At 35.4% G+C, this 24255-nt stretch carries 20 protein-coding genes; 15 read left to right on the plus strand and 5 right to left on the minus strand.

The window, feature by feature from the left end; translation table 11 throughout:
* Positions 1 to 255 precede the first annotated feature (255 nt).
* Positions 256 to 1203 carry a hypothetical protein gene (locus tag ACQVV1_RS10875; protein ID WP_431168857.1) on the plus strand — a complete coding sequence of 316 codons (948 nt, stop codon included), beginning with the start codon at positions 256 to 258 and terminating at the stop codon, positions 1201 to 1203.
* Positions 1204 to 1309: 106 nt separating this feature from the next.
* Here ACQVV1_RS10875 and ACQVV1_RS10880 read toward each other — a convergent pair whose 3' ends face one another.
* Together ACQVV1_RS10880 and ACQVV1_RS10885 are read right to left on the minus strand one after the other, a co-directional pair.
* Positions 1310 to 1945 carry a pentapeptide repeat-containing protein gene (locus ACQVV1_RS10880; RefSeq protein WP_098556853.1) on the minus strand — a complete coding sequence of 212 codons (636 nt, stop codon included), beginning with the start codon at positions 1943 to 1945 and terminating at the stop codon, positions 1310 to 1312.
* A 142-nt stretch (positions 1946 to 2087) separates the two neighbouring features.
* Positions 2088 to 2720 carry a CatA-like O-acetyltransferase gene (locus tag ACQVV1_RS10885; protein ID WP_098556851.1) on the minus strand — a complete coding sequence of 211 codons (633 nt, stop codon included), beginning with the start codon at positions 2718 to 2720 and terminating at the stop codon, positions 2088 to 2090.
* A 135-nt stretch (positions 2721 to 2855) separates the two neighbouring features.
* Here ACQVV1_RS10885 and ACQVV1_RS10890 point away from each other — a divergent pair, with 135 nt between their 5' ends.
* From ACQVV1_RS10890 to ACQVV1_RS10905, 4 genes are all read left to right on the plus strand, one after another.
* Positions 2856 to 3659, plus strand: a complete 804-nt coding sequence (locus ACQVV1_RS10890) for a MerR family transcriptional regulator (RefSeq protein ID WP_309259820.1) — start codon at positions 2856 to 2858, stop codon at positions 3657 to 3659.
* 314 nt (positions 3660 to 3973) lie between these two features.
* Positions 3974 to 4270, plus strand: a complete 297-nt coding sequence (locus tag ACQVV1_RS10895) for a protoporphyrinogen oxidase (protein ID WP_242255588.1) — start codon at positions 3974 to 3976, stop codon at positions 4268 to 4270.
* Between the two features lie 74 nt (positions 4271 to 4344).
* A complete protein-coding gene (locus ACQVV1_RS10900; RefSeq protein ID WP_001182711.1) occupies positions 4345 to 4821 on the plus strand; it encodes a PH domain-containing protein in 477 nt (158 codons plus the stop codon).
* Positions 4814 to 6232: a PH domain-containing protein gene (locus ACQVV1_RS10905; RefSeq protein WP_431168858.1), complete on the plus strand. Its 1419-nt coding sequence runs from the start codon at positions 4814 to 4816 to the stop codon at positions 6230 to 6232. The genes ACQVV1_RS10900 and ACQVV1_RS10905 overlap by 8 nt, the downstream gene beginning before the upstream one ends.
* 138 nt (positions 6233 to 6370) lie before the next feature.
* Here ACQVV1_RS10905 and hmoB read toward each other — a convergent pair whose 3' ends face one another.
* On the minus strand, positions 6371 to 6868 hold the full coding sequence (gene hmoB, locus ACQVV1_RS10910; RefSeq protein WP_242255584.1) for a heme-degrading monooxygenase HmoB: 498 nt from the start codon (positions 6866 to 6868) through the stop codon (positions 6371 to 6373).
* A 127-nt stretch (positions 6869 to 6995) separates the two neighbouring features.
* Here hmoB and ACQVV1_RS10915 point away from each other — a divergent pair, with 127 nt between their 5' ends.
* The 4 genes from ACQVV1_RS10915 to hemY all read left to right on the plus strand — a co-directional run bounded on the left by ACQVV1_RS10915 (position 6996) and on the right by hemY (position 12740).
* Positions 6996 to 9113, plus strand: coding sequence for a transglycosylase domain-containing protein (locus ACQVV1_RS10915; protein ID WP_242255582.1), 2118 nt, complete (start codon positions 6996 to 6998; stop codon positions 9111 to 9113).
* 189 nt (positions 9114 to 9302) lie between these two features.
* Positions 9303 to 10349 (plus strand): uroporphyrinogen decarboxylase, encoded by a 1047-nt coding sequence (gene hemE / locus ACQVV1_RS10920; protein ID WP_242255580.1) that lies wholly within the window; start codon positions 9303 to 9305, stop codon positions 10347 to 10349.
* Positions 10350 to 10363: 14 nt separating this feature from the next.
* Complete coding sequence (gene hemH / locus ACQVV1_RS10925; protein ID WP_431168859.1) at positions 10364 to 11299, plus strand: ferrochelatase; 936 nt, start codon at positions 10364 to 10366, stop codon at positions 11297 to 11299.
* Between the two features lie 19 nt (positions 11300 to 11318).
* The gene (gene hemY, locus ACQVV1_RS10930; RefSeq protein ID WP_431168860.1) at positions 11319 to 12740 is read left to right on the plus strand and encodes a protoporphyrinogen oxidase; all 1422 of its coding nucleotides are present in this window, start codon (positions 11319 to 11321) and stop codon (positions 12738 to 12740) included.
* Between the two features lie 52 nt (positions 12741 to 12792).
* Here hemY and ACQVV1_RS10935 read toward each other — a convergent pair whose 3' ends face one another.
* Positions 12793 to 14145: a DUF4026 domain-containing protein gene (locus ACQVV1_RS10935; protein ID WP_431168861.1), complete on the minus strand. Its 1353-nt coding sequence runs from the start codon at positions 14143 to 14145 to the stop codon at positions 12793 to 12795.
* Positions 14146 to 14385: 240 nt separating this feature from the next.
* On the opposite strand from ACQVV1_RS10935, the gene ACQVV1_RS10940 reads away from it, so the two are divergent.
* Both ACQVV1_RS10940 and ACQVV1_RS10945 read left to right on the plus strand, forming a co-directional pair.
* Positions 14386 to 16752: a DUF6359 domain-containing protein gene (locus tag ACQVV1_RS10940; RefSeq protein WP_431168862.1), complete on the plus strand. Its 2367-nt coding sequence runs from the start codon at positions 14386 to 14388 to the stop codon at positions 16750 to 16752.
* 103 nt (positions 16753 to 16855) lie between these two features.
* A complete protein-coding gene (locus ACQVV1_RS10945) occupies positions 16856 to 17155 on the plus strand; it encodes a hypothetical protein (protein WP_431168863.1) in 300 nt (99 codons plus the stop codon).
* 55 nt (positions 17156 to 17210) lie between these two features.
* Here ACQVV1_RS10945 and ACQVV1_RS10950 read toward each other — a convergent pair whose 3' ends face one another.
* A complete protein-coding gene (locus ACQVV1_RS10950) occupies positions 17211 to 18056 on the minus strand; it encodes a hypothetical protein (protein ID WP_431168864.1) in 846 nt (281 codons plus the stop codon).
* A gap of 230 nt (positions 18057 to 18286) precedes the next feature.
* Here ACQVV1_RS10950 and ACQVV1_RS10955 point away from each other — a divergent pair, with 230 nt between their 5' ends.
* The 4 genes from ACQVV1_RS10955 (at position 18287) to ACQVV1_RS10970 (ending at position 24239) form a co-directional block, all read left to right on the plus strand.
* Entirely contained in the window at positions 18287 to 18688 is a 402-nt protein-coding gene (locus tag ACQVV1_RS10955; RefSeq protein WP_063222371.1) for a BlaI/MecI/CopY family transcriptional regulator, read from the plus strand.
* A 2-nt stretch (positions 18689 to 18690) separates the two neighbouring features.
* The gene (locus ACQVV1_RS10960; protein ID WP_431168865.1) at positions 18691 to 20592 is read left to right on the plus strand and encodes a M56 family metallopeptidase; all 1902 of its coding nucleotides are present in this window, start codon (positions 18691 to 18693) and stop codon (positions 20590 to 20592) included.
* Positions 20593 to 20806: 214 nt separating this feature from the next.
* The gene (locus ACQVV1_RS10965) at positions 20807 to 21379 is read left to right on the plus strand and encodes a TetR/AcrR family transcriptional regulator (RefSeq protein ID WP_000963375.1); all 573 of its coding nucleotides are present in this window, start codon (positions 20807 to 20809) and stop codon (positions 21377 to 21379) included.
* A 214-nt stretch (positions 21380 to 21593) separates the two neighbouring features.
* Positions 21594 to 24239 carry a YhgE/Pip family protein gene (locus tag ACQVV1_RS10970; RefSeq protein ID WP_431168866.1) on the plus strand — a complete coding sequence of 882 codons (2646 nt, stop codon included), beginning with the start codon at positions 21594 to 21596 and terminating at the stop codon, positions 24237 to 24239.
* Positions 24240 to 24255 lie beyond the last annotated feature (16 nt).

Consider the following 24255-nt stretch of genomic DNA (forward strand, 5'->3'; position numbering starts at 1 on the left):
CTTTTCTATGTGTATAAGAGTGTGTGTAGTAAAGAGCCTGGTGAGAGCTTTACGCACATTATTAAAATTCCTTTCTGTCTTAAAAGAAGAAGAAAACCAACTACCAACTATTTAGGAGTTTTAAGTAATGATAGTAAATGAAATGTACTTCCTTTCCCACACACAATGTAGTACATATTTACTTTCAGTCTAATTACTACACAGACTTTTATACATATGACGTTATTGTTTTAGGAATGCATAGGGGGAGAAACATTGGGGAAGTTATTAACGGTAATTGGAATTATATTTTTAATGTTAGCAGGATGTAGTAATGGAGATTTTGAAAAAGAAATAGATGCAGGGAAGACCGCGTTAACGAATAAAGAATATAAAAATGCCTTATCATCATTTGAACGAGCGCTGGATGAGAAAAAAGACGATTCAGATACAATAGTGCTTGTAGAACAAACGAAAATCATGATGGAAGCAGTGAAGTTAAAAGAAGAAAAAAAGATAGAAGAATCAATTAAGTCATTTGAAAAAGTAGAGAACATGAAGGATGGAAATACTACACTTATAAAGCAGGCCAAGGAAGAACGAACAGCATTATTAGCCATTTTAGAACAAAAAAAGAAGTATAGCGAGCAACTGACGAAAAGTGAAGAGTTAATAAATAAGAAAAGTTATGCAGAAGCGAAAGAGCTATTAAATAAGCTAGTTTCAGAAACAAAAGATAACAAGAATCTTGAAGAATATAATAAAAAGGCTGTAGGATTAATCACTAAAATTGGTGAAGAAGAAAAAAATGCAAAGAATGTAACGGCAGCAGCAAAGGCACAAAAAACTGATGCAGTAACGAGTCAAAAGGTAGCAACAGAAAAGAACCAAAAAGCAGAGCCAGAAAAAAATCAGAAGGCAGTAACAGAAAAGAACCAAAAAGCAGAGACAGAAAAGAATCCAAAAACAGAGACAGAAAAGAACCAAAAAGTAGAGACAGGGAAGAATCAAGATGCATTTACTTTTGAGAAAGCTACAGCATATATCAAAAATGAATATAAAGAAGACTATGATTACACGCTAGAGAATACGCAAGTAGAGAATGGAAAGAAATATTATCAAATTAGAGTGCGTACGACATATAAAATAGAAGGCGCAGCTGGATCAGGATTTACTGGAGTATTCAAGGTATATGAAGATGGTACAATTGTTGAAATGTACTAAATTGATGAAAAGAATACGATACAAAACAGTAATAAAAATAGAGAGAATAAAAAGGTATCCTTCAAGTATGAGGATACCTTTTTACGTTTTAAATCGTTCTTTTTGACTAATCTTTAATAATCAATCCCAATAAAGATGCAAACTGAATAGCTTGGTGTGGTGACACTTTACATCCTCTTAGGTTGTTCACTGAAACCGTAAGTGTATCAAAAGTAGAAGAACTAATATCGATTCCTTTTAGTGATGTTTGATCGAAATTTGCTTCGTCAAGGCTGCATGAATCAAATTCAACCTTCTTTAGCTTACAGTCAAAAAAGTCTGCATTATTTAATGAAGTTTCATTAAATATAATCTTTTCTAGTTTAGAATTTCCAAATGAGGCTAAATTCAAAATTGAATTTTCAAATTCAACATTCCCTAAGCTAGATTCTGTAAAATTAACTCCAATTAATTTACTGTTTTTAAATTCGACTCTGTGAACAGAAGAATTGCTTAAATTAACATTTGATAAATCACAGTTTTCAAAACAAACATCTGTAATATCAATATTGCTAAAGTCTGTATTTGTGAACTTACAATTCTTTATCACTGCACTATATAAACGCACTCTATCTACAGATTCATTTTCAAAAGTGGAATCGATAATTTCACACATTTCTAATGTTGAATCTTCTTCATAAAAAATATCGTGAAAATTCTTTAAAGATAACTCTGGTGAAATTTTTGGTCTATCAATTTTCATATTATGTCCTTCTTTCATTGAATTAGTTAGCTAGAAAAAATGGTATGTCCTATAGAAAGAGCTGTGTAGAAATTTCATCTCTTTTTATACTACGCTTTTATTAACTTTAGCAATAAATGCATAGTCGTGTATTCTCTAAAAGTTAACGGTTCATTTCACGTTGCAGTATTTCAAAAAATAACGATACATGATAGCCATCTACTGTTGCATGATGAACCTTAATATTCACTGGCATTAACAACTGTGAACCAACTTTTTCGTATTTTCCACTAGTAATCATTGGTGTTAAATTATTTTTGATAGCTCCTTGATGAGATGAGAAATGTTCAAAATGCATCCAAGGAATGGATGAAATATTCACCACGTTTGGCGGAACAACTCCCATTGGTACGATATCTGTTGTATTTGTGTAGTCTTTTATAAGCCTTTTGTACTCACGATCAACTGATTTATAATCTGTTAATTCTTCTAACCATAAATTATAAAATAGCCCTGTGTCTTGATTAAAGTTCGTAAATGTTGGCACTAATTCTTGCCATTCTACTAATTGTTTATCCCTATGGGCATACTTCAAATTCGGGATCTTGTTAACCGATTTAGTCAAATTAAAAATGGAGTAAGCATAAAAACTTATAGATTCGTCTTTGCATTTTTTAACTGCACGAGTAACATCAATTTTGACTGTCATTTCAAACGTTGTGTCTGTCAACATAAAATACTCATAGTAGTTTCTTCTTGGGAAATTCTCTAAATCAATGATTTGATAATCTATCATCTATTTTAACCTCTTTTTTTTATAAATTCGATGATTGTAATGGCACCCATTTTTTATTACCCTTCCATTAACTTTAACGATAAAATAATAATGTCTCCCTTAAGAGGAGAGTCAAGGATAAGGGGGCAATATAAATTGGGAAATTTATTTTCTATTGGTGAAGTTGCTAAAATGAAAGGTGTTACAATAAAAGCTTTAAGATATTACCATCAAACAGGTATTCTTGTCCCGGTATATATTGATACGAAAACGGGTTATAGATACTATTCGGTAGATCAATTTGTTTATATTGATATAATTAAAGTTTGTAGAGATTTAGGAACGAGTACGAAAGAATTGCAAAAAATTTTTACGGAAAAGAATATGGATGAATTATTAAAATTTTTAGCATTAAAAAGAGAAGAAACTGAGCAAAAGATAAAAGAGATGCAAGCAGTCATTCATACAATTGATAAACTAAATAATAGTGTACAAGTCGCTAAAAAGGCACTAGTACATAATCAAATAACAATACAGTATTTTGAGCAACGTTATATCGTCACTGCTCCATGCAAAGAAGTGGGTAATTTTAAAGAATTCCTTTATTATTCAGATGTAGATAAAATTATTCAGGAGAGAAATTTAGAAACAACGATGGAAATTGGTATAGCATATACCATTCATTCAAAATACAGATTTGAACCAAAGTATGCTTTTTCTGTGTTATGTAAATATGATTACACACAGAAAGAGCAAAATATAGATATATTACCAGAAGGTAACTATTTGATACTGGCCTATAAAAAGAATAATAAAGAAGAAAGTATGGAGAAATTAAAAGATTATATAGAGAAAAATAATATAACAATCAAAAATTGCATTGAAGTGGAATTATTAGATGAGTTTTTTAGTACAGATTCTTACAGTTGCCAAATGCAATTGCTTATAGAGAATGAGTGAAAACGCACTTTAGAGCATACTCAGAAATAATATAAACTAAGAGATGAGGTTGGGTTATGTAAGTACAATTGTTGAAAAGGTATCCTCAAAGTATGTGAGGATGTTTTTTTAGCATAAAAAAAGCATCTAGCAAAAGTACTAGATGCAAATAAAAACACAAGGGAAGACAAAATTCTTCCCTTTTCCCGTAAGTAATTATATCAAAAAATTTATAAAAAACTAGCTTTATTTTTAATATAATTGATGTTTGAAGCTATGAAAGTATAAGATTACACTGTTTTTGTAGTATTTTGTTGAAAAAAGGAGCTGTATATATGATTAATTTTAAACCAGAAAATTTGAACCAACTATTAAAAGTGATGCTCATTAGTGCGAATAAGTCCTATGATGCGATTACAGATTATGAATTTACGGGAGAAGCGGTAGTATTCCGTATAGACTTCGAATATATTGACGTTTCTTTAATGATTGTAGATATGCTAGGAAGATCAGCGGCGAGATTTAACATTTTGCCATTTGCTAAACCAGATACGAATGAGATAGATTACATTCAGTTTCAAGTGTATTCCATTAATGAAGGGAATTTTAAAGAAATGATCGATACGATGTAGAAAACTATAAATTTACAAAAATGTATATAACAACTAATATATAAGTAATAAATTCATATAATTGGAGTGATGAGATGCAGCCGTTAGAAAGGGAGATTCATTCTAATATGCTGAAAGTGTGGCGAATTCACGCTTTAATTGGGGCGGCAGTTATACTAGCAGTCGTAATTGCGTATTTCTTTTTTATGATCAATTTTAATTGGTGGGGTTGGTTGTTTGGCTTGTTAGTAACAGGAGCTATTACGTTTATCCCACTTGATTATTTTGTGTTTCCAAATTTACGTCAACGTTATTATAGTTATAGATTAAATGAAGAAGAGATTGAGATTCAAAAGGGAATGTTCGTTGTAAAACGCGTGCTTATTCCGATGATTCGTGTGCAGCACGTAACGATTGAACAAGGCCCGATTATGAGAAAGTATAATTTAGCAGAATTACATATTTCAACAGCAGCAACTTCTCATAGTATCCCAGGCTTAACGAAGGAAGAAGCAGAGCAGCTGAAAAGACAAATTGGAGAACTTGCGAAAGTGAGTGATGAGGATGTATAAGAGGCAACATCCGATTACGATTTTATTAGGTATTCGAATTGCGGGTTTATTGCCTTTTATTTTTCTTGTTTTATTTCGGTCAGATGGTGAAGTGAAACCTTGGTATTTATTTCATTTTGTTCTTTTGGCCATTTTATTTATTATGGCTATTTTCTCAGCTATAAAATGGTATTTCAAAGTGTACTGGGTTGAAAATAATATTTTACATATAAAGCACGGTGTGTTCGTTAAGAAAGAAAGTTACTTAAATAAAGAACGTGTACAAAATATTAGTACGTCTTCTAACATCATTTATCAAATACTTAGCCTAATGAAATTAAATATTGAAGTAGCAGGCGGCGGTACTGAGCCAGAAGTGATGTTAGCCGGTATTAAAGAAGATGAAGCGAAGGAACTAATGGCTTTATTACATAAAGAAAGCAGCGTTGTCAGTGAAGATGTGCTTGCGGAAGAAGGTAGTAAGGCAGTTTATCAGTTAACAGCGAAAGAAATTTTATTCGCATCGATTACATCTGGTCGATTTGGATTAGTGTTTTCTATGTTGGTAATCCTTTACACAGAGTTCAATCAATTTCTACCAGAATGGCTCATCAATAAAGTAGAAGCGTATGTGATAGATAACGGTGTATATGAATTAATCGTTATGGCGGCGATTTTAATGGCAGTCTCGTGGGTCATTTCTACAGCTGGCTATGCGTTAAAATATGCGAACTTTAAAATAGAGCGAAACGGAAAAGAAGTTCGCATCGTGCAAGGATTATTTGATAAGAAAGAGTTTGTTTTAAAATTACACCGCATTCAAGCGATTACAGTGAAAGAAGGCATTCTTCGCCAGCCTTTCGGTGATTGCTCTGTTGAAGTAGAAGTCATTCAAAGTACAGAAGCGGCAGGGAATGAAGTGATGCTACATCCTTTTATGAAGAAAAAAGATGTGCAGCAGTTACTTACGTATTTGCAGTTGCCGTATGAAATGGAAGAGGAAATCGTTCATTTACCGAAAGTAGCATTGCGCCGTTATGTGATCATGGGATGGATTACAAGTGCTGTGCTTGCTGTGCCGATTGTCGGTGCGAGTATATATTTTAAACAGAATATTGCGTTGTTCATACTGATACCATTATTTATTGTATTTACGTTACTTGCATACGCTCGGTATACAAGTGGTGGTTATATGATACGAGACAATCAGTTAGTAATGGTGTACCGAGGACTCGCGAAATATACAGGGATCATGCGAAGAAGGCATGTTCAAGCAGTAGGATATAGTCAGTCGCATTTTCAAAAGAAAGACGAGCTATGTACAGCTGTTGTATCGGTAGCGGGGCATCCTTACAAAGTGAAGCATATGCAAAAAGAAGATGCGCTTCTAATATATAATTGGTACAAAGAAAAAGGAAACACCAGCGTGTAATGGTGTTTCCTTTTTTGTGTCGTGATTTGTCGATAAGTCGATATATTTGAAAAATCGCTGATATAATTCGAGATACGCCAATATATTTGAAAAATCGCCGATATAATTTCATATACCGCTGTCTCCAAACTCCAAAACTTAAACTAACACATCAAAAGTAGTCACGAAAGACGGACGAGAGAAAATACTCTTTTGCTGTTCTGCATGTGGATGCGCCGGAGCTTGTCCTTCTGCTTGCGTGGGGCGTTTTTTATGAGCGTTTTCAAATGAACGTGATTCTGTCCAGTCTTTAAAGTTTTGCTCTGTTTCCCACATCGTTAAGATGACATATGTATCGTTACTTAATGGGCGTAGAACGCGGATCGCTTGGAATCCTGGTTCGTTTTCGATAAGGCCTGCGCGGTTTTTAAAACGGTTTTCAAATACAGGGCGACCTTCGTCTGTTACAGAAATGTTGTTACAAACGATATAGCCAGGTCGTCCTTTAAATTCTCCAACAGCGTCTAGTACGTCATATTGAAGAGAGCCGTCTACAGATTCTTCTGTATCTTCTTTATAAAACATATCTTTTTCATCATTTTTTGCAGTGAAATGTGCTTGTTCTAGAGGTGTTTCGTATGAAATAATAGCCTTCATTTTAATGCCCCCTTAATTGTTTGTTTCTATTATATCAACTCTCTTAAAAAACTTCGAAGATTATATACATAAAGATACTTCTTTTTCAAATAATAAATGTACCATCATTTGGAAAGAAGGCCGATGTATGAAGAAAGTAAAGTGGACTTTATTAGGTGGGTTAGCAACGCTAGTATTAGCGATTGTACTGTATAAACTTATCGTGTTAGCTGGTGGCTATATGATGGATGAAAAGCAGCTCGTTTTCCACTCTTCATCACGTATCGTTGACCAGAAAGGGAAAGAAATTACGAAATTATACGTAGAGAATAGAGATCTCGTACCAGTCGAGCAAATTCCGAAGTACGTGCAGCAGTCGTTTATTGCAGTGGAAGATTCCCGTTTTTATGAGCATCAAGGAATTGATTATCCGTCTATACTTCGCGCTCTTTATAAAGATACGTTAGCTGGAGAAAAAGTAGAGGGCGGTAGTTCGATTACGCAGCAACTTGCTAAAAACGTCTTTTTAAATCGTGAAAAAACATTTACGCGCAAGTTGAAGGAAGTCGCAATTTCCCTTCAACTCGAGCAAAAATATACGAAGCAGCAAATTCTTGAAATGTATATGAATCATATTTATTTTGGACATGGGGCGTACGGTATTCAAGCGGCAGCAAAGCTGTATTTTAATAAAAATGTAGAAGATTTAACAGTAGAAGAAGGGGCAATGCTTGCAGGTCTTCCAAAGTCGCCAAACGGATATTCACCTTATTTCTCTCCAGAAAAGAGTAAGGAGCGCCGCGATCTCGTATTGTCACTGATGCATAAACAAGGGTATTTAACTGCCGAAGAAAGTGTTCGTTATCAAGGAAAGACAATTGCTCTCTATAAAAACTTAGATGAGAATGAGCTAGCATATATGCCGTATATTGATATGGTCATAGATGAAGCAGCGCGTTTGTACGGTTTGTCTCATCAAGAAGTACTCCGAGGAGGATATACGTTTGTCGTACCGATGGATGAAAAGATTCAAAAGGTAGCGTATAACCAGTTTCAGGATGCAAAGAATTTCCCTGGGAAAGAAGAGGGTGCGCAAGGTGCATTTTTATTAATGGATAATCGTACAGGCGGGATTAAAGCAGCGATTGGCGGAAGAAAGTATGTCCCGAGAGGGTTTAATCGTGTTTTTGCAAAAAGACAGCCGGGTTCTGTGTTAAAACCGCTTATCGTCTATGCACCAGCACTCGAAACGAAAAAGTATAATCCGTATTCTTTATTAACGAATGAACGAAATTCTTTTGAAGGCTATGAACCTCGAAATTATAACCATGAGTATTCGAAAGAAATGACCATGTACGATGCGATTTTAGAATCGGCAAACGTACCAGCAGTTTCTTTATTAAATGAGTTAGGGGTAGAAGAAGGAAAGCAATATTTAGAGAAAGGTAATGTTCATATTGCTGATGCTGGTTTAAGTACAGCGCTTGGCGGATTGAAAAATGGTGTCTCACCATTTGAGCTTGTAAAAATGTATCGTGCATTTTTAGCAAATGGCGATATTATTGAGCCGCACGTTATTGATAAAGTGTTAAATAGACACGGCGCAGTCATTGGAGAATCGCCAAAAGTAGAAACGAAAATTTTTTCGAAACAAACGGCGTGGTATATGACGAAAATGTTAGAAGGAGTTGTGAAGGAAGGGACAGCGAAAGCTGGTGTATATAGTGGGGCATTAGCTGGGAAAACAGGTACAACTTCCTTACCAAATGACGATAATGGAGCTAGAGATATGTGGTTCGTTGGTTATACGCCAAATTTAGTAGGTGCTGTGTGGATTGGTTATGACCGTACAGATAAAGAGCATCAGCTGCAAGGAGAAAGTGCGTCAGCAACGAAATTGTTTAAGAAAATTTTAACGAAAGCAAATGTAGAACAGAAAGAGCAGTTTATGAAACCAGAAGGTGTGGAAACAATCGGTGCTCCGATTCGGCTGCATAAGATTGAAGATGTGAAAATGAAATTAGCGTTTAGCCCTTTCGGTTTATTTAAAGCGAAATTAAGCTGGACACCACTTCCAGATGAAAGAATTATGTATCGTATTTATAGAGTAGAAAATGGAATTCATACGCATGTAGGTACTGTAAACGGTGCCGGGGAATATGAGGAAAAGTTCGTTAACATCTTTTCAAAACCGAGCTTTTACGTTGTGCCATATAACACACAAACGAATCGCGAAGGAGAAAAGTCAAAAGTAGCTAAACCATAGTTTTTCTCTGTGTTATAATAAGAATGTTGTGAAAATAGTAAGCGTTTTTACGAATGTTTGTGTCAATTTAATGAACAACGTACATAATATTATGCATTTTGTTTTTACAAGCTGTATAGTAAAAAAAGATAAATATCGGAATAGAACGTATTTAGAGCAAAAGCATTGGCAAGGAAGGGAGCAAGGGTCTTGGTAAGAACTATAAATGAGACATTTTTAAAAGCATGTAGGGGGGAACGCACTGATTATGTACCAGCATGGTATATGCGTCAAGCAGGTCGTTCGCAGCCGGAATATAGAAAGATAAAAGAAAAGTATTCTTTATTTGAAATTACACACAATCCAGAGTTATGTGCTTACGTTACAAAGCTTCCAGTTGATCAATATAACGTAGACGCAGCAATTCTTTATAAAGATATTATGTCACCACTACCTGCAATTGGTGTGGATGTAGAAATTAAATCAGGTATTGGCCCAGTTATTGATAATCCAATCCGTTCTTTACAAGACGTAGAAAAACTAGGGGAAATCAATCCAGAAGATGACGTACCGTACATATTAGATACGATTCGTTTATTAACGACTGAAATGTTAGACGTACCGTTAATCGGTTTTTCAGGAGCTCCATTTACACTAGCGAGCTATATGATTGAAGGCGGTCCGTCTCGTAACTACCATAATACGAAAGCGTTCATGTATGCAGAGCCGAAAGCTTGGTTCGCTTTAATGGATAAGCTAGCAGATATGGTTATTACATATTTAAAAGCGCAAATTAACGCAGGAGCAAAAGCAGTTCAAATTTTCGATTCTTGGGTTGGAACAGTAAATGTAGCAGATTACCGCGTATTTATTAAACCGGCAATGGAGCGTATTTTTGCAGAAGTTCGTAAGGTGGGTGTTCCGATGATTATGCACGGCGTAGGAGCGGCACACTTAGTAAATGAATGGCAAGACTTACCGCTTGATGTAGTTGGCTTAGATTGGCGCTTACCGATTGAAGAGGCACGTGCACGCGGTATTCACAAGGCGGTACAAGGTAATATGGATCCTTCATTCTTACTTGCGCCATGGTCTGTTATTGAAGAACATGTAAAAGCTATTTTAGATCAAGGGATGAAACAGCCAGGTTACATCTTTAACTTAGGTCACGGTGTATTCCCAGAAGTAAATCCAGATACATTAAAACGTTTAACTACATTTATTCATGAATACTCTAAAGGGCAGTTAGCGAAGTAAAGGAGAATTGCTGTATGAAAAAGAAAATTGGTTTGCTTGTAATGGCATACGGAACGCCATATAAAGAAGAAGATATTGAACGTTACTATACACATATTCGTAGAGGAAGAAAGCCAAGTCCTGAAATGCTAGAAGATTTAACAGAGCGTTACCGTGCAATTGGTGGTATTTCTCCTTTAGCTACTATTACATTAGAGCAAGCTAAGAAGTTAGAACAGCGTTTAAATGAAGTACAAGATGAAGTAGAGTACCATATGTACCTTGGCTTAAAACATATCGAACCGTTTATTGAAGATGCAGTGAAGGATATGCATAACGACGGTATACAGGATGCAATCGCACTTGTTCTTGCGCCGCACTATTCTACATTTAGCGTGAAATCGTATGTAGGACGAGCACAAGAAGAAGCTGAGAAACTTGGAAACTTAACGATTCACGGCATTGATAGCTGGTATAAAGAACCGAAATTTATCCAGTACTGGGTTGATGCAGTGAAAGGTATATATAACGGTATGTCAGACGCAGAACGTGAAAAAGCAGTATTAATCGTATCTGCACATAGCTTACCAGAGAAAATTATTGCAATGGGCGATCCATATCCAGATCAGTTAAATGAAACAGCGGACTATATCGCGCGCGGAGCTGAAGTAGCAAACTATGCAGTAGGATGGCAAAGTGCAGGAAACACGCCAGATCCTTGGATTGGTCCAGATGTACAAGATTTAACGAGAGAATTAAATGAAAAGTACGGTTATACTTCATTTGTTTATGCACCAGTTGGATTTGTTGCGGAACATTTAGAAGTTTTATATGACAATGACTTTGAGTGTAAAGTGGTGACTGATGAAATTGGCGCGAAATATTATCGTCCAGAAATGCCAAACGCATCGGATGCATTCATTGATTGCTTAACGGATGTTGTATTAAAGAAAAAAGAATTTGTAATGTAAGAAGAAAGGGGGAGCATGCTTGAGGAAAAAAGTTGTAATCATCGGCGGTGGCATCACAGGATTAACAACAATGTATAACTTACAAAAAGATATTCGTGAGAAGAACTTGTCGATTGATATATTACTTATAGAAGCATCGGGTAAACTTGGCGGGAAAATTCAAACGGTTCGAAAAGATGGATTTATAATTGAACGCGGACCGGATTCTTTCTTAGCACGAAAAGAAAGTGCAGCTAGATTAGCGAAAGAACTAGGACTTGGCGAAGAACTTGTCAATAATAAGGCCGGTCAATCATTTATCCTCGTAAACAATCGGTTACATAAAATGCCGAGTGGATCAATGATGGGAATTCCAACGCAAATTACGCCGTTTCTATTTTCCGGGCTGTTCTCTCCAATTGGTAAACTAAGAGCTGGTTTTGATCTGTTAATGCCGAGATCAAAACCAGTATCTGACCAATCACTCGGGCATTTTTTCAGACATCGCCTCGGAAACGAAGTAGTTGAAAACTTAATAGAACCATTACTCTCTGGTATTTATGCAGGAGATATTGATGAAATGAGCTTAATGTCAACATTCCCGCAAATGTATCAAATTGAGCAGAAACATCGCAGTATTTCACTTGGTATGCGTACGCTCGCTCCGAAAACAGAGAAAGCTGAACCGAAAAAGGGAATCTTCCAAACAGTGAAAACCGGTTTAGAATCTATCGTAGAATCTCTCGAATCAAAGATGCATGAAGGCACGATAATAAAGGGAACCCGCATTGAAAAAGTTGCAAAACAGGGTGATGGCTATGCGATTACTCTTAGTAACGGAAAAGAAATAGAAGCGGATGCGATCGTAGTGGCAAGCTCACATAAAGTATTGCCGTCTATGTTTGCTCAGTATAAGCAATTTCGTTTCTTCCGCAACATTCCATCCACATCAGTTGCGAATGTGTCAATGGCTTTCCCAAAATCAGCCATTCAGCGCGATATTGATGGTACAGGATTTGTCGTATCTCGGAATAGTGATTACACAATTACAGCATGTACGTGGACACATAAAAAATGGCCACATACAACGCCAGAAGGAAAAACGCTTCTTCGATGTTACGTTGGGCGACCTGGTGATGAAGCAGTTGTAGAACAAACAGAAGAGGAACTTGTTCAGCTTGTACTAGAAGACTTACGAAAGACGATGGATATTACAGAGGATCCAGAGTTTACAGTCGTAAGCCGCTGGAAAGAAGCGATGCCCCAATATACAGTAGGCCATAACGAGCGAATGAAGAAACTCACAACATTTATGGAGAAAGAGTTGCCAGGTATATACTTGGCAGGTAGTTCTTACGCTGGTTCTGGTCTTCCGGACTGTATTGATCAAGGTGAGAGAGCTGCAAAGCGTGTACTATCTCATTTGGAGAAAGTAATGGATGCGGAATTAATCGCACAATAAAGTGAAACGCCTTCAATCATATTGAAGGCGTTTCGTTTATTATATAAAACACTTATTCACCAATAAACATATACAAGTTATTTGGTTTTATCACGGCATCTCCTGCATAAATAGCCCACTCTGTTAAGTCATCAAAATCTAAATGATAACTATTTCCTTCACTCATATCTTCTATAAAATATGGTTCATTAATGAGTATTCCTTGAATAAGGTCTTCCGTAATATCTTGCATTTCAAACCACATATGTTCGCTTTTACCCTCTTCATAGGAAACACCAAACTTAGCTAGAAAACGAAAATCTTCATTTGATTGTTCAATTTGAAAAATGTTTCTGAAATACCCGAAAGTATTCTTCGCGTTGTAAGCCATACGAGCCGTTTCGCTATTTGTTTTATAGAACATGAGCCCTGTAGCTTCCTCGTGTTCCTTGAAAAAGCTTTCGATACATTCTTCTGAAGTATCAAATTTGAACAAGAGAACAGATGGAGATTGATGGTATTCATCACGGTCATCCATCCCGCCAAGAAATACGTATTGTGCATCAATTGGTTGTAGCTTCACTTCTTCATCCTCAATTGAAGATAATTGATCCATACTCGTTTTATGTCCGATATAAGATAAGCCTTTTTCCCACGGAACAGCTACTGTATGTATAGAACCTTGCTGACTATGTGCGATAACGATAGGCTCATTCATTGGGACTTGGCCATTCTCAACGGCATTATTAGCAAAAGTTTGGAAAAGATCTCCAATGCCATAATAAGAAGAAATGCGATTTGGAATAATTAATTCTATTTCTGTTACGCCCGCTCTTAAAAGACCGTGTGTATGAAACCAATATTGCGTAGGCTCGCCTTCTTTATCGTCTTCATAAACGGAATGAATAACGTATAAGTCAGGAATATCAGGTAATAATTCATTTTCAACGTGATATTCAATATAGTTTCTAGATATCACTTTCATTGCTGCGCTTGAATCAATTACAAATAACAAGTCTGGAGCAAGGTTCCATAAAAATTGTATTTGCTGGAAAAAGCAGTCCAGTACATCACCTACAAATAGCGTACGAGTGCAAATTTCAGTACCATAAGCTGCACCTTCAAAAGTACGGTCTACGATTGTGGAATCTTGTCTATTGTACAGTTTATATTCTTCAGGATCATCCGTTTCATCAATATGCAGTTCATACGGTATGATTGTTTCATCCATATGTAACTCAACAATAAGGCTTGTCTCATCACTATAAACAATTTTTAACTCATCAACTTTAGTAGAGACAGTTTCTAGCCGCTGTTTTAACTGATCAATTGTAATTCTAGTTGGTATAACAGCAATCATATCTGAAAAATGACGTTCTAATGTTCCATTCATAGCTGCGCGGTATGTTTCTGTTTGCACTTCCATCCAATCACTCCTATTCAAATGAATCCATTTACATGCCAAGGAAATTTCGATATTTTCTGTTTTCTCTCTTTAACATTATAAAGTGCATTCATAGAAGGTGTAAAATTATTATTTTGTATTATAGTTTGAAAACGAGTAAATTAGATTAATTTTTTGTAAAACTTGTCGAAATATCATTCTATATAACGAATCATTTGATATGATAGAAATGCTGAGAAAATATGAAATAGGGAGAGGAAAATGGCTGTGAAGAAATTGTTAAGTGTCTTTTTATCATTCATACTATTGCTTTCATTTACTGGAACTTTAGTACAAGCAGAAGAAGCTACTTCTATGTCAGTAGAAAAAGCAATTCAAGTATTTAAGCAGCAAGGGAAAACGAAGGGGACAGTGGAAGGATATATTATCGGATATACGCAAAGTCCTTCTAAGTACACGAAGGATCCGGCTAAGTTTGATGATACAAACGTAGCAATTGCGGATTCGCCAAATGAAACAAATCCAGACAAAATCATGCCTGTTCAGTTGCCAAAAGGCGATGTGAGATCGGCAGTAAACGTGAAAGATCATCCTGAAAATATTGGGAAGAAAGTTAGTTTAACAGGAACGCTTGAATTATATTTTAGTAGCCCAGGTTTAAAATCGGTAACAGCTCATAAGTTTCAAGGAGAAGGACAAAACCGTGTTAGCGATGTAGTAGCTTCACCTTGTGGCGGAGAAATTACGAAAGGCACAGCTGTAACGTTAACAACGAATACAGAAGGAGCAACAATCTACTATACGTTAGATGGCTCTAACCCTACAAATAAAAGCGTTCTTTATAACGGACAAATTGTAGTGAATGAAAATAGTGTAATTAAAGCAATTGCAGAGAAAGAAGGGCTTACTTCTTCAGCAATTTCAACTTTTTCATTTGTTATCGTAAACAATGAACCGGTTCGTATTCATGATATTCAAGGGAAATCACATCTTTCTCCTTACAACGGGAAGAAAGTATACAATGTGGAAGGCGTTGTAACAGCGCTTGATAAAAATGGTTTTTATATAGAAGACAATCAGCCAGATAATGATCCAGCTACTTCAGAAGGTATGTACGTATACAAAAAAGATGCGAATGTAGCAGTAGGAGATCTTATTCAAGCTGATGGGGTAGTAGAAGAATATGTTGGGCCTGGATATGCAGAGCGATTTGAAACAGACTTAACGACGACAGAAATTAAAGCGAGCCGCGTTGCTGTAATCGCAAAAAATCAAGCTTTACCAGCACCGATTGTACTTGGAGAAAACGGTGTGAAAATTCCTGATCAAATTATCGATAATGATGCATTTGGTTTATTTGATCCAAGTGAAGATGCAATTGACTTTTATGAAAGTGTAGAAGGTATGCGCGTTACGATGCCAACGCCAAAAATTATTGCTCCTCAGAAAAACGGGAATTTATATGTAACAGTAAAAAATGGTGGAGATAAAGTCGTAACGAAATATGGTACACCTCTTTTAGATGAAAATCAATTAAATCCTGAGCGTCTTTCTGTAAAAGTACCTCGTGATTATGTAGCAAAAGTAGGAGATACTTTCACTGGAGATATAACAGGAGTAGTCGGATATGATTACGGTTCGTTCCGCATTGCGCCAATAACGGAATTACCATCTGTAGTAGACGGCGGATTTAAGCAAGTAGGGGCAAATATTCAGCCGCGTCTTGATAAGTTAACAGTTGCTACATATAACATTGAAAACTTCTCGGCGAATAAAAAAGAAACAACAGATGAAAAAGTAAAAGCATTAGCGTATTCTATTAAATACAATTTAAAAATGCCAGATATTATCGGTGTAGAGGAAATGCAAGATAATAACGGAACGCTTAATGACGGTATAACAGATGCTTCGTTAAGCGCAAAACGTATCATTGATGCAGTGCTAGAAATTCGTGGACCGAAGTATGAGTATGTAGAAATTGCTCCAAACAACAATCTAGACGGAGGAGCACCAGGAGCGAATATTCGCGTCGGTTTCTTCTATAACCCATCTCGCGTAAAACTAGCAGCAGTACCGAAGTTGCTAGATAAAAATGTTGTTCGTATTGGAGACGAAAATCCATTGTTTGAAAGTACACGTAAACCGCTAGCCGCAGAATTTACGTTCCAAGGACAAAACATTGTTGTCGTTGCAAATCACTTAAACTCAAAAATAGGAGATGCAACGCCATTTGGAAAAGTGCAGCCGCTCGTATTAAAGAGTGAAGAAAAACGAATTCAATTAGCTCAAGAAGTAAATCATTTCGTACAAGGTATTCAGAAAAAGAACACGAATGCACCAGTTGTTGTGTTAGGGGATATGAACGATTTTGAGTTCGCTAAACCACTAAAAACACTAGAAGGAACAAACTTAAAAAATATGTTAAACACAGTGCCGAAAGAAAATCGCTACACATACATTCATGAAGGAAATGCACAAGTGTTAGATCATATTTTAGTAACCAACAACATCGCACCACATACAATTTTAGATCCAGTACACTTAAACACAAACATTATGAAAGAGCACGGACGTGTAAGCGACCACGATCCAGTACTTGCTCAAATTGATTTGAAGAAAGCTTCTTAAATAGTCATGAAAGAACGTTTAGAGATATACTAAGCGTTCTTTTTCTGTAAAAATCATGTTAAAATTATTTGAAAGTTCAGTGTTTTTAATGAGGAGGTTAAAGATGCAAGCATGGTTAAATGGAAAGCTAATGAATCAGCTTGCAATTTTTTTTAGTACAATCGTCATGCTTCAATTTCTAGCTGATGTAACAGGACTCACACAAACTTTAGATATTACATATAACTTAATACATACAGCAGTATCTTATATAACGTTTAGTTTGGCAGTTATTTTTACTTTAATCGGCGCAAGTAGAGAGTTAAGTAAATATGCAATTATTTTATTATGTTTAGTGGTAGGTATTAAAGCGATTTATTTTACGGCGGTCGTTATTTTATGGGGATTGGCTGGCGCGCCGTAAAAGGATAGTAAATAAAACCCCTAATTTCCAAGATAGTAAGGAAATTAGGGATTTATTATACTTGAAATGCTTTTCTACACCGATCTCTTCTTTGCAGTCTTCTTTTATATTTTTTTCTATCGCGCTTTACGCCTTGTATATATATGAATAAGCTAACGAGAAGGAAGAAAGCACATTGCATCGTTAAAATGTATGGTGACATGCCTTGCAACGGTTGCTTTGGGTCATATAAATGAATAGGTGCTCCGCCTATTGTAGGGAATATTGTATTTAGCAGGACGTACGGAATGGAGTTAACTGCAAATGGAAATAGAATCGCCATATAGTCCTTTTGTGACCATGCAGATGCAGCAAGTCCTAAGAGGGCCATTAAACCTGCAAATAAAAAATTAATTCCGATATATACCGTAATGTAAGTGAGAGGCGCATCTAAATATAGGTTTGCGAACATTCCATCATCATTTATGATGCCTGAACCAGCTATAGGTTCTCCGTCTGGAATGGTTAATTTGCAAAATAATAACGATAAGATGAATGGAAATGTATAAAGAAATCCTCCGCAAAAAAACGTAACGATATATTTCGTTACTGAATAAGGAAATAAAGAAATTCCTTTACTCACGAACGGTTTAAAGCCATCTGACTTATCGGAATTGTAACTTGTACTAAAGGGGAAACTCGCAATAACTGGCATTAATAATAAATAAACATCCATTTCATTGTCACGAAATCCAATCCATTTTATATCTGTTGATATAGGTCCGCTCGCAGCGTCTCCTAAATAACGAATAACATAATAATAGTGATAAATACAAATAAGAACAAATCCACTAAACATAATAATTAAAGAAACACGATTACAAAAAGCTTGCTTTATATTTAAACGAAGCGCACGCATCATGACTGAAAAAGCCTCCACTATTTTGATAAACTTGTCTATTTTATATATTACTATTAATTGTAAAGTTTTTCTTGTTTTTTTATTTGATTATTTGAAAAAAGGGAAATTTGCTCTTGTTAAGTAAGGTTTAGTTGAAATTAGTTTTTTCTAAAATATGGTTGACAATTAAGTATTACATTTGTAATCTTAATTATAGATTACAAATGTAATACGAGGGAGTGAAATATACTATGACAAATCAATTACCTAAAATATCTGAAGCAGAATTAGAAATTATGAAAGTACTTTGGTCGAAATCTCCACAAACAGCGAATGAAATTATAGAAGAACTGGAAGATGCAATGGACTGGAAACCGAAAACAATCCGTACATTAATTAATCGGTTAGTACAAAAGGAAGCCGTTTCTTATCATCAAGATAAAGGGCGTATGTACGCTTATTATCCGTTAGTATCACAAGATAATTATTTACAAGTTGAAACGAAGTCTTTGCTAAAGCGTTTTTGCGGCGCGGCGTTTAAGCCGTTACTTGTCAATTTCTTGAAAGAGGAGAAATTATCTTCAGAAGATATTAATGAACTAAAACGCATTTTAGATGAGAAGACAGAGGAGAATAAGAGGAAGGATCGATAACAATGATAGACATGCTTATAAATGTATACCTTCCTCATTTTTTTGATTGGCTTATAGAAACATCACTTATGGCTAGCATATTAGTTGGATTTATTTTATGTATAAAAATTCTACTTAGAAATAAGTTAACACCCCGGTGGCAATATATGCTGTGGATTGTATTAATGATTAGACTCCTTTTACCATGGTCACCAGATAGCTCTTATAGCATTTATTCATTACTTTCCTATCGTTCTAGTGTATCGGAAGTTATTCCAAAAAATATGCCGTCGTCTACTGAGAGTATGATGAACATAGAAAGTGATTATACAGTGGAATTAGAATCAAATGCTGAAACTGTGACAAAAAATAGTAAACCTGAAGTAAATGTGAGTGCGAAGCAACAGACTACATTGTCTTTATATAAAATTGCTCTATATGTTTGGCTAGTTGGGGTAATCGTATTAGCAGCTATAACGTTTATTACAAATAGACGGTTATATTCGTACATAAAGAAACAACCGGATATTACGGATGAACAGATCGTTACAGTATTTAATCGCTGTAAGCAGTCTATGAAAATGAAGAAGGAAGTTTCATTACGTTTAGCAGGAAAGATTGCGAGTCCAACTGTGTTTAGTTTCTTTCGTCCGAAAGTATTACTATCAAAAAAACATATGAAAGTATTAAATGAGCAACAATTACAATATGTCTTTTACCATGAGTTAGCTCATATTAAAAGAAACGATGTAGCTGTAAATTGGGTTATGTACAGTTTAATTCTATTAAATTGGTTCAATCCGATTCTTTGGTACGCCTATTTTTGTATGCGAGAAGATCAAGAATTAGCCTGTGATGCATATGCACTTACTTTTATAGATAAAGAGGAACAACTTGCATACGGTCATACAATTATTACCCTTCTAGAACACTATTCCTATCAAGCACCAAGCCTAGCAAATTTAAGTAGAAATAAACGAACACTAAAAAGGAGAATCGTTATGATTAAAAAGTTCCAAAAGAAATCGTATCGTCTTTCTTTACTTGGGATTATTGTTATAGTTGCTATTGCATCTCTTTCTTTATTCAACGCACGTGCAGCGGAAGGGAAAGAAAAACAAGAGGATAAAGTAGAGCAGTCAAAGGATGCTTTCCAAAATGCTGTAGATATGCTGTTTGGTACAGAAGAAAATGCGAGGAAAGAATTCAGCTATTCAAACAGGGTATATGAAAAAAAGACAGATTATTTATATTTAGCTGAAAAGGCTTTAACGAAAGATGAGTTCGAACAGTACATAAAATTGTATAAAGACATTCTTAATATACAGAAAAAAGGTACTACAGGAAATTATGAATCCGATACATCATATTTTGAAGAAGAGCGTTTAACAAAAGACGATCGTGACAAATTATATGCACTTTATGATCAATCAAAACCATTTGATGACAAAGTGCACGAATCTATAAATTACACGGTAAAGGAAGCGCAGCAACATGTTGATTTTCAAATTAAGAAGCCAAGGTACACAATTGAAGGATACAATCTGAAGGATGAAAATGTAGGTTATTTTATTAAGAGAAGACCTGAGTTAATTATTGAATTAGAGTATACAAACGGAAAAGGAAACTATACAACTTATCAATCACAAGTATTCGGAGAGAGTAAAGATCCGTTTCATGCTTTATTTGTTGTAGAAGAAAACATTGAACAGTACGAATTAGAAGGTAATCAAATATTCTATGCGACTCATAACTCGGATAGTAATTTACAAGGTATGAAGATGATTGTTCCTGCAAAAGGGAAAGATAGTGCATATCAAATAGTCATTATTAATCATAGTTTAGAGGATCCAGGAGAAGCAGTATTTGATAAAAATGTAAATAAAGAAGAGTTAGAGAAGGTTATGCTTGCTATGTTGAAATAATAAAAAGGTGTTCTTGAGACGTATATCTCTAGAACACCTTTTCCTTTTCTCTTTTCTTCTGATAAACTATGGACAGTATGATATAACTTGACTGGAATTTTTTTATACTGGAAATAATAAAAAAGAGAACTTGTCTAGAATGTAAGCGTGTGGTAATATCAAAGATGTACTGATTGACTATATTATCCAATTGGTCATTTTTGGAGGTGACGATGTGGCGATAGATCGAAAACGTTCTATTATTGAAGCTGCAACAAAGTCTTTTTCAGCGTTCGGTTATAAAGCAACAACGATGGATCAAGTAGCGAAGTTAGCGAATGTAGGAAAAGGAACGATTTATACTTTTTTCAAAAATAAAGAAGAGCTATTTGGTGAAATTATTTCTAATTTAATTACAGAAATGAAGCAAGTTGCAGAAAATGCAATTCGTTCAGATGTTTCATTTTTTGAAAATGTACATAGAGCATTATATAGCATATTAGAATTCAGAAAAGAACATCAGCTCATGATTAAGTTAATTCAAGAAGAGCGTGATATGGGAACGAAAGAAGTACAAGAAGTGATGCAACAAGTAGATGTGGAAATTGTTTCTGTCATTCAATCGTATTTAAAGATTGCGATTGATAAAGGTGAAATTAGCAAATGTGATCCAGAAATTACAGCATTTATTATGCTTCGCTTATACGTATCGCTTATTTTTGATTGGGAAAAAAATCATGAACCGCTAGAAAAAGAAAAAATCGCAGAATTATTTGAACTTTATTTATTAAAAGGATTGTCAAACTAAGATAATCCTTTTATTATTATAGAAAGTGACCAATTGAACAAAATGGTCATATATTTATTTTAGGAGGGATAATAGAAATATTCACTTCATAGTAAAGAACAGTTGCATAGTATAAATTCGGGGATAAGGCATATGTATGAATAAGTATAGCCTTTTTGTTTGGGTAAGAATGACCAAATGAACGTTTTGGTCATTTAATAAAGGGGGAGAAATGATGAAATGGAATCAGTTACTTCGTAAAGAGTTTACTGAAATTATAAAAAGTAAAAAAATATTAATTCCAATTATCGCGGTTCTATTCGTACCGATTTTATATGCGGGTATGTTTTTGTGGGCCTTTTGGGATCCGTATAAACAGTTAGATGATTTACCAGTGGCGGTAGTTAATTTAGATAAAGGTGCAGTATTTGATGGGAAACCAATTGAGGTCGGAAAAGGACTCGTTGATAATTTAAAAGATAATACAAGTTTTAAATGGGAGTTTGTAAGTGAAAAAGAAGCGAAAAAAGGAATGGAAGGTAGAAAGTATTACATGTTAGTACGCATTCCAGATGACTTCTCAAGTAACGCTACAACGTTATTAAAAGATGATCCAAAGCCATTAAACTTAGAATATATTCCAAACGAAAGCTTAAACTTCTTATCTTCACAAATTGGCGGGACAGCAATTGAAAAAATTAAAGGTGAAGTATCAAGTACGTTAACGAAAACATATGCAGAGAAAATGTTTGATTCTATTCAAGACGTCTCAAAAGGATTAGCAGATGGGGCGGAAGGTGCAAGTAAACTGCACGATGGATCAAGTGAGCTGCATGATGGTTCAAGTAAAGTGACGGATGGCCTTCATACACTGCAAGGAAAATCTGGGGAGATGAAGGATGGAGTTGGGAAATTAGCAGATGGATCTAATAAATTAGTGGATGGCTCCGGAAAAGTAACGAACGGTTTAAATACGTTAAATAGCAAAACGGGTGAGATGCAAACAGGTATCGGGAAATTATTAAATGGGTCCGGAAAAGTAACTGACGGTTTAAATACGTTAAATAGCAAAACGGGTGAAATGCAAAAAGGAATTGGTGAATTGCGTGATGGATCTAAGAAAGTGACCGGTGGCTTGAACAAACTAGTAAGTAAATCTGGTGAATTAAAAACAGGAACAACTGATCTATCAAATGGTATGGAAAAACTTGTTGTAGGGCAAAGTCAATTAGAAAAAGGGTCTCAAGAGATTCAAAAGGGATTGCAAGATTTAAATAGTAACGTACAAAAGTCTGTTGCAGGCTTAGAGGAAATGCAGTCGAAAGTTCCTTCTATATTGAATACAGTAAATGAGAAAATAGATGGAGCTGGGGCGAATGTAAATCAGTTAACTGAACTTACACAATCAACAGCAGGAGATGCAAAAAATGCAGCGCAAGATGTAGCGAATTTACAAAAGCAAATTGAAAGTTTACCAAAAGAATATCAAGAGCAGTTACAACCATTCATAACAAGTGCTGTAAAAAATACAGCGACAGTTCAGCAAAAAGCTGCTGGAGTAGCAGGTGGAACAAATAAATTAAATGAAGAAGTAAAACAATTAAAAGGTGAAATACATCAAAAAACAAATGGATTGAAAAACAAATTACCAAACCCTGCAGGGGTGAAAACTCTAGCTGATGGTGTTGAGAAACTAACGAACGCACAAAATAAATTTGTTAGTAAGTTTCATGCATTTGGTGAGGGATTAGAGAAAGCAAAAATAGGTACCGATAAATTAAAAGATGGATCAGTTCAATTAATTGATGGAGTAATGCAATTACAAAGCGGATCTGAAAAAGTGACAGCTGGATTAGGTCAATTATCTGCGGGAGCAAACCAAATGGCAGGTGGTGTAAATCAACTGGCAGATGGCTCAAGCCAAGTAACAGGCGGTTTAGGTACATTATCTGTAGGAGCAAACCAAATGACAGGTGGCATAACGCAATTAGCGGACGGTTCAAGTCAAGTAACAACTGGCTTAGGTACTCTAAATGGTGGCCTAAATAAAATGTCCACTGGCTCAACACAGCTAATCGATGGAGTAAATAAACTAGCAGACGGATCAGGAAAAGTAACAGATGGCCTCGTAAAAGTAAACGATGGTTCAGGTGAACTTGCTGAGAAACTTGGCGAAGGGGCAGAGAAAACTGGTGAAGTAAAAGGAACGGATAAAACGTATGATATGTTTGCAAGCCCTGTAAAAGTGAAGACGGAGAAAATGGCGGAAGTCCCAAACTACGGAACTGGATTTACACCGTATTTCTTATCACTTGGTTTATTTGTTGGGGCATTACTACTATCTATCGTATACCCATTACGCGATACAGTCGGCGTTCCGAAATCAGGATTTAGTTGGTTTATTAGTAAGTTCGGCGTTTTACTATCAGTCGGTATTATTCAAGCGATAGTAGCAGATATCATATTACTATTCGGATTAGGTGTAGAAGTACAAAGTATTCCATACTTTATACTCTTTAGCATCGTTACAAGCTTAGCGTTTATCGCACTAATTCAATGTTTAGTAACAGCATTTGGTGATGCAGGCCGTTTCATTGCCATCATCACATTAATTATTCAGCTTACAACGAGTGCTGGAACATTCCCACTAGAATTGATTCCGAAGTTTTTACAACCATTTAATGCTTGGCTACCGATGACATATTCTGTATCAGGATTGAAAGCAGTCGTATCAAGCGGAGACTTTAACTTCATGTGGCAAAACATTGGAATACTCATGATCTTTATCGTTGTGTTATCACTTGGAACAATTGCTTCATTAACTTGGATGCACAAACGACAATTTAGAAATATTGCTGAAAATCAATCGGTTGAAGCGTAGGAAAAAGCACCTATTC

It is taken from the genome of Bacillus basilensis (assembly GCF_050630465.1).
Classification (GTDB): Bacteria; Bacillota; Bacilli; order Bacillales; family Bacillaceae_G; genus Bacillus_A; species Bacillus_A basilensis.

What these genes read in the sequence shown, in the direction of transcription:
- ACQVV1_RS10880 (WP_098556853.1), bottom strand. Translation starts at nt 1,945, where the DNA reads ATGAAAATTGATAGACCAAAAATTTCACCAGAGTTATCTTTAAAGAAT.
- ACQVV1_RS10885 (WP_098556851.1), bottom strand. Translation starts at nt 2,720, where the DNA reads ATGATAGATTATCAAATCATTGATTTAGAGAATTTCCCAAGAAGAAAC.
- ACQVV1_RS10895 (WP_242255588.1), top strand. Translation starts at nt 3,974, where the DNA reads ATGATTAATTTTAAACCAGAAAATTTGAACCAACTATTAAAAGTGATG.
- ACQVV1_RS10900 (WP_001182711.1), top strand. Translation starts at nt 4,345, where the DNA reads ATGCAGCCGTTAGAAAGGGAGATTCATTCTAATATGCTGAAAGTGTGG.
- ACQVV1_RS10905 (WP_431168858.1), top strand. Translation starts at nt 4,814, where the DNA reads ATGTATAAGAGGCAACATCCGATTACGATTTTATTAGGTATTCGAATT.
- hmoB (WP_242255584.1), bottom strand. Translation starts at nt 6,868, where the DNA reads ATGAAGGCTATTATTTCATACGAAACACCTCTAGAACAAGCACATTTC.
- ACQVV1_RS10915 (WP_242255582.1), top strand. Translation starts at nt 6,996, where the DNA reads ATGAAGAAAGTAAAGTGGACTTTATTAGGTGGGTTAGCAACGCTAGTA.
- hemH (WP_431168859.1), top strand. Translation starts at nt 10,364, where the DNA reads ATGAAAAAGAAAATTGGTTTGCTTGTAATGGCATACGGAACGCCATAT.
- ACQVV1_RS10935 (WP_431168861.1), bottom strand. Translation starts at nt 14,145, where the DNA reads ATGGAAGTGCAAACAGAAACATACCGCGCAGCTATGAATGGAACATTA.
- ACQVV1_RS10940 (WP_431168862.1), top strand. Translation starts at nt 14,386, where the DNA reads ATGGCTGTGAAGAAATTGTTAAGTGTCTTTTTATCATTCATACTATTG.
- ACQVV1_RS10945 (WP_431168863.1), top strand. Translation starts at nt 16,856, where the DNA reads ATGCAAGCATGGTTAAATGGAAAGCTAATGAATCAGCTTGCAATTTTT.
- ACQVV1_RS10950 (WP_431168864.1), bottom strand. Translation starts at nt 18,056, where the DNA reads ATGATGCGTGCGCTTCGTTTAAATATAAAGCAAGCTTTTTGTAATCGT.
- ACQVV1_RS10955 (WP_063222371.1), top strand. Translation starts at nt 18,287, where the DNA reads ATGACAAATCAATTACCTAAAATATCTGAAGCAGAATTAGAAATTATG.
- ACQVV1_RS10960 (WP_431168865.1), top strand. Translation starts at nt 18,691, where the DNA reads ATGATAGACATGCTTATAAATGTATACCTTCCTCATTTTTTTGATTGG.
- ACQVV1_RS10970 (WP_431168866.1), top strand. Translation starts at nt 21,594, where the DNA reads ATGAAATGGAATCAGTTACTTCGTAAAGAGTTTACTGAAATTATAAAA.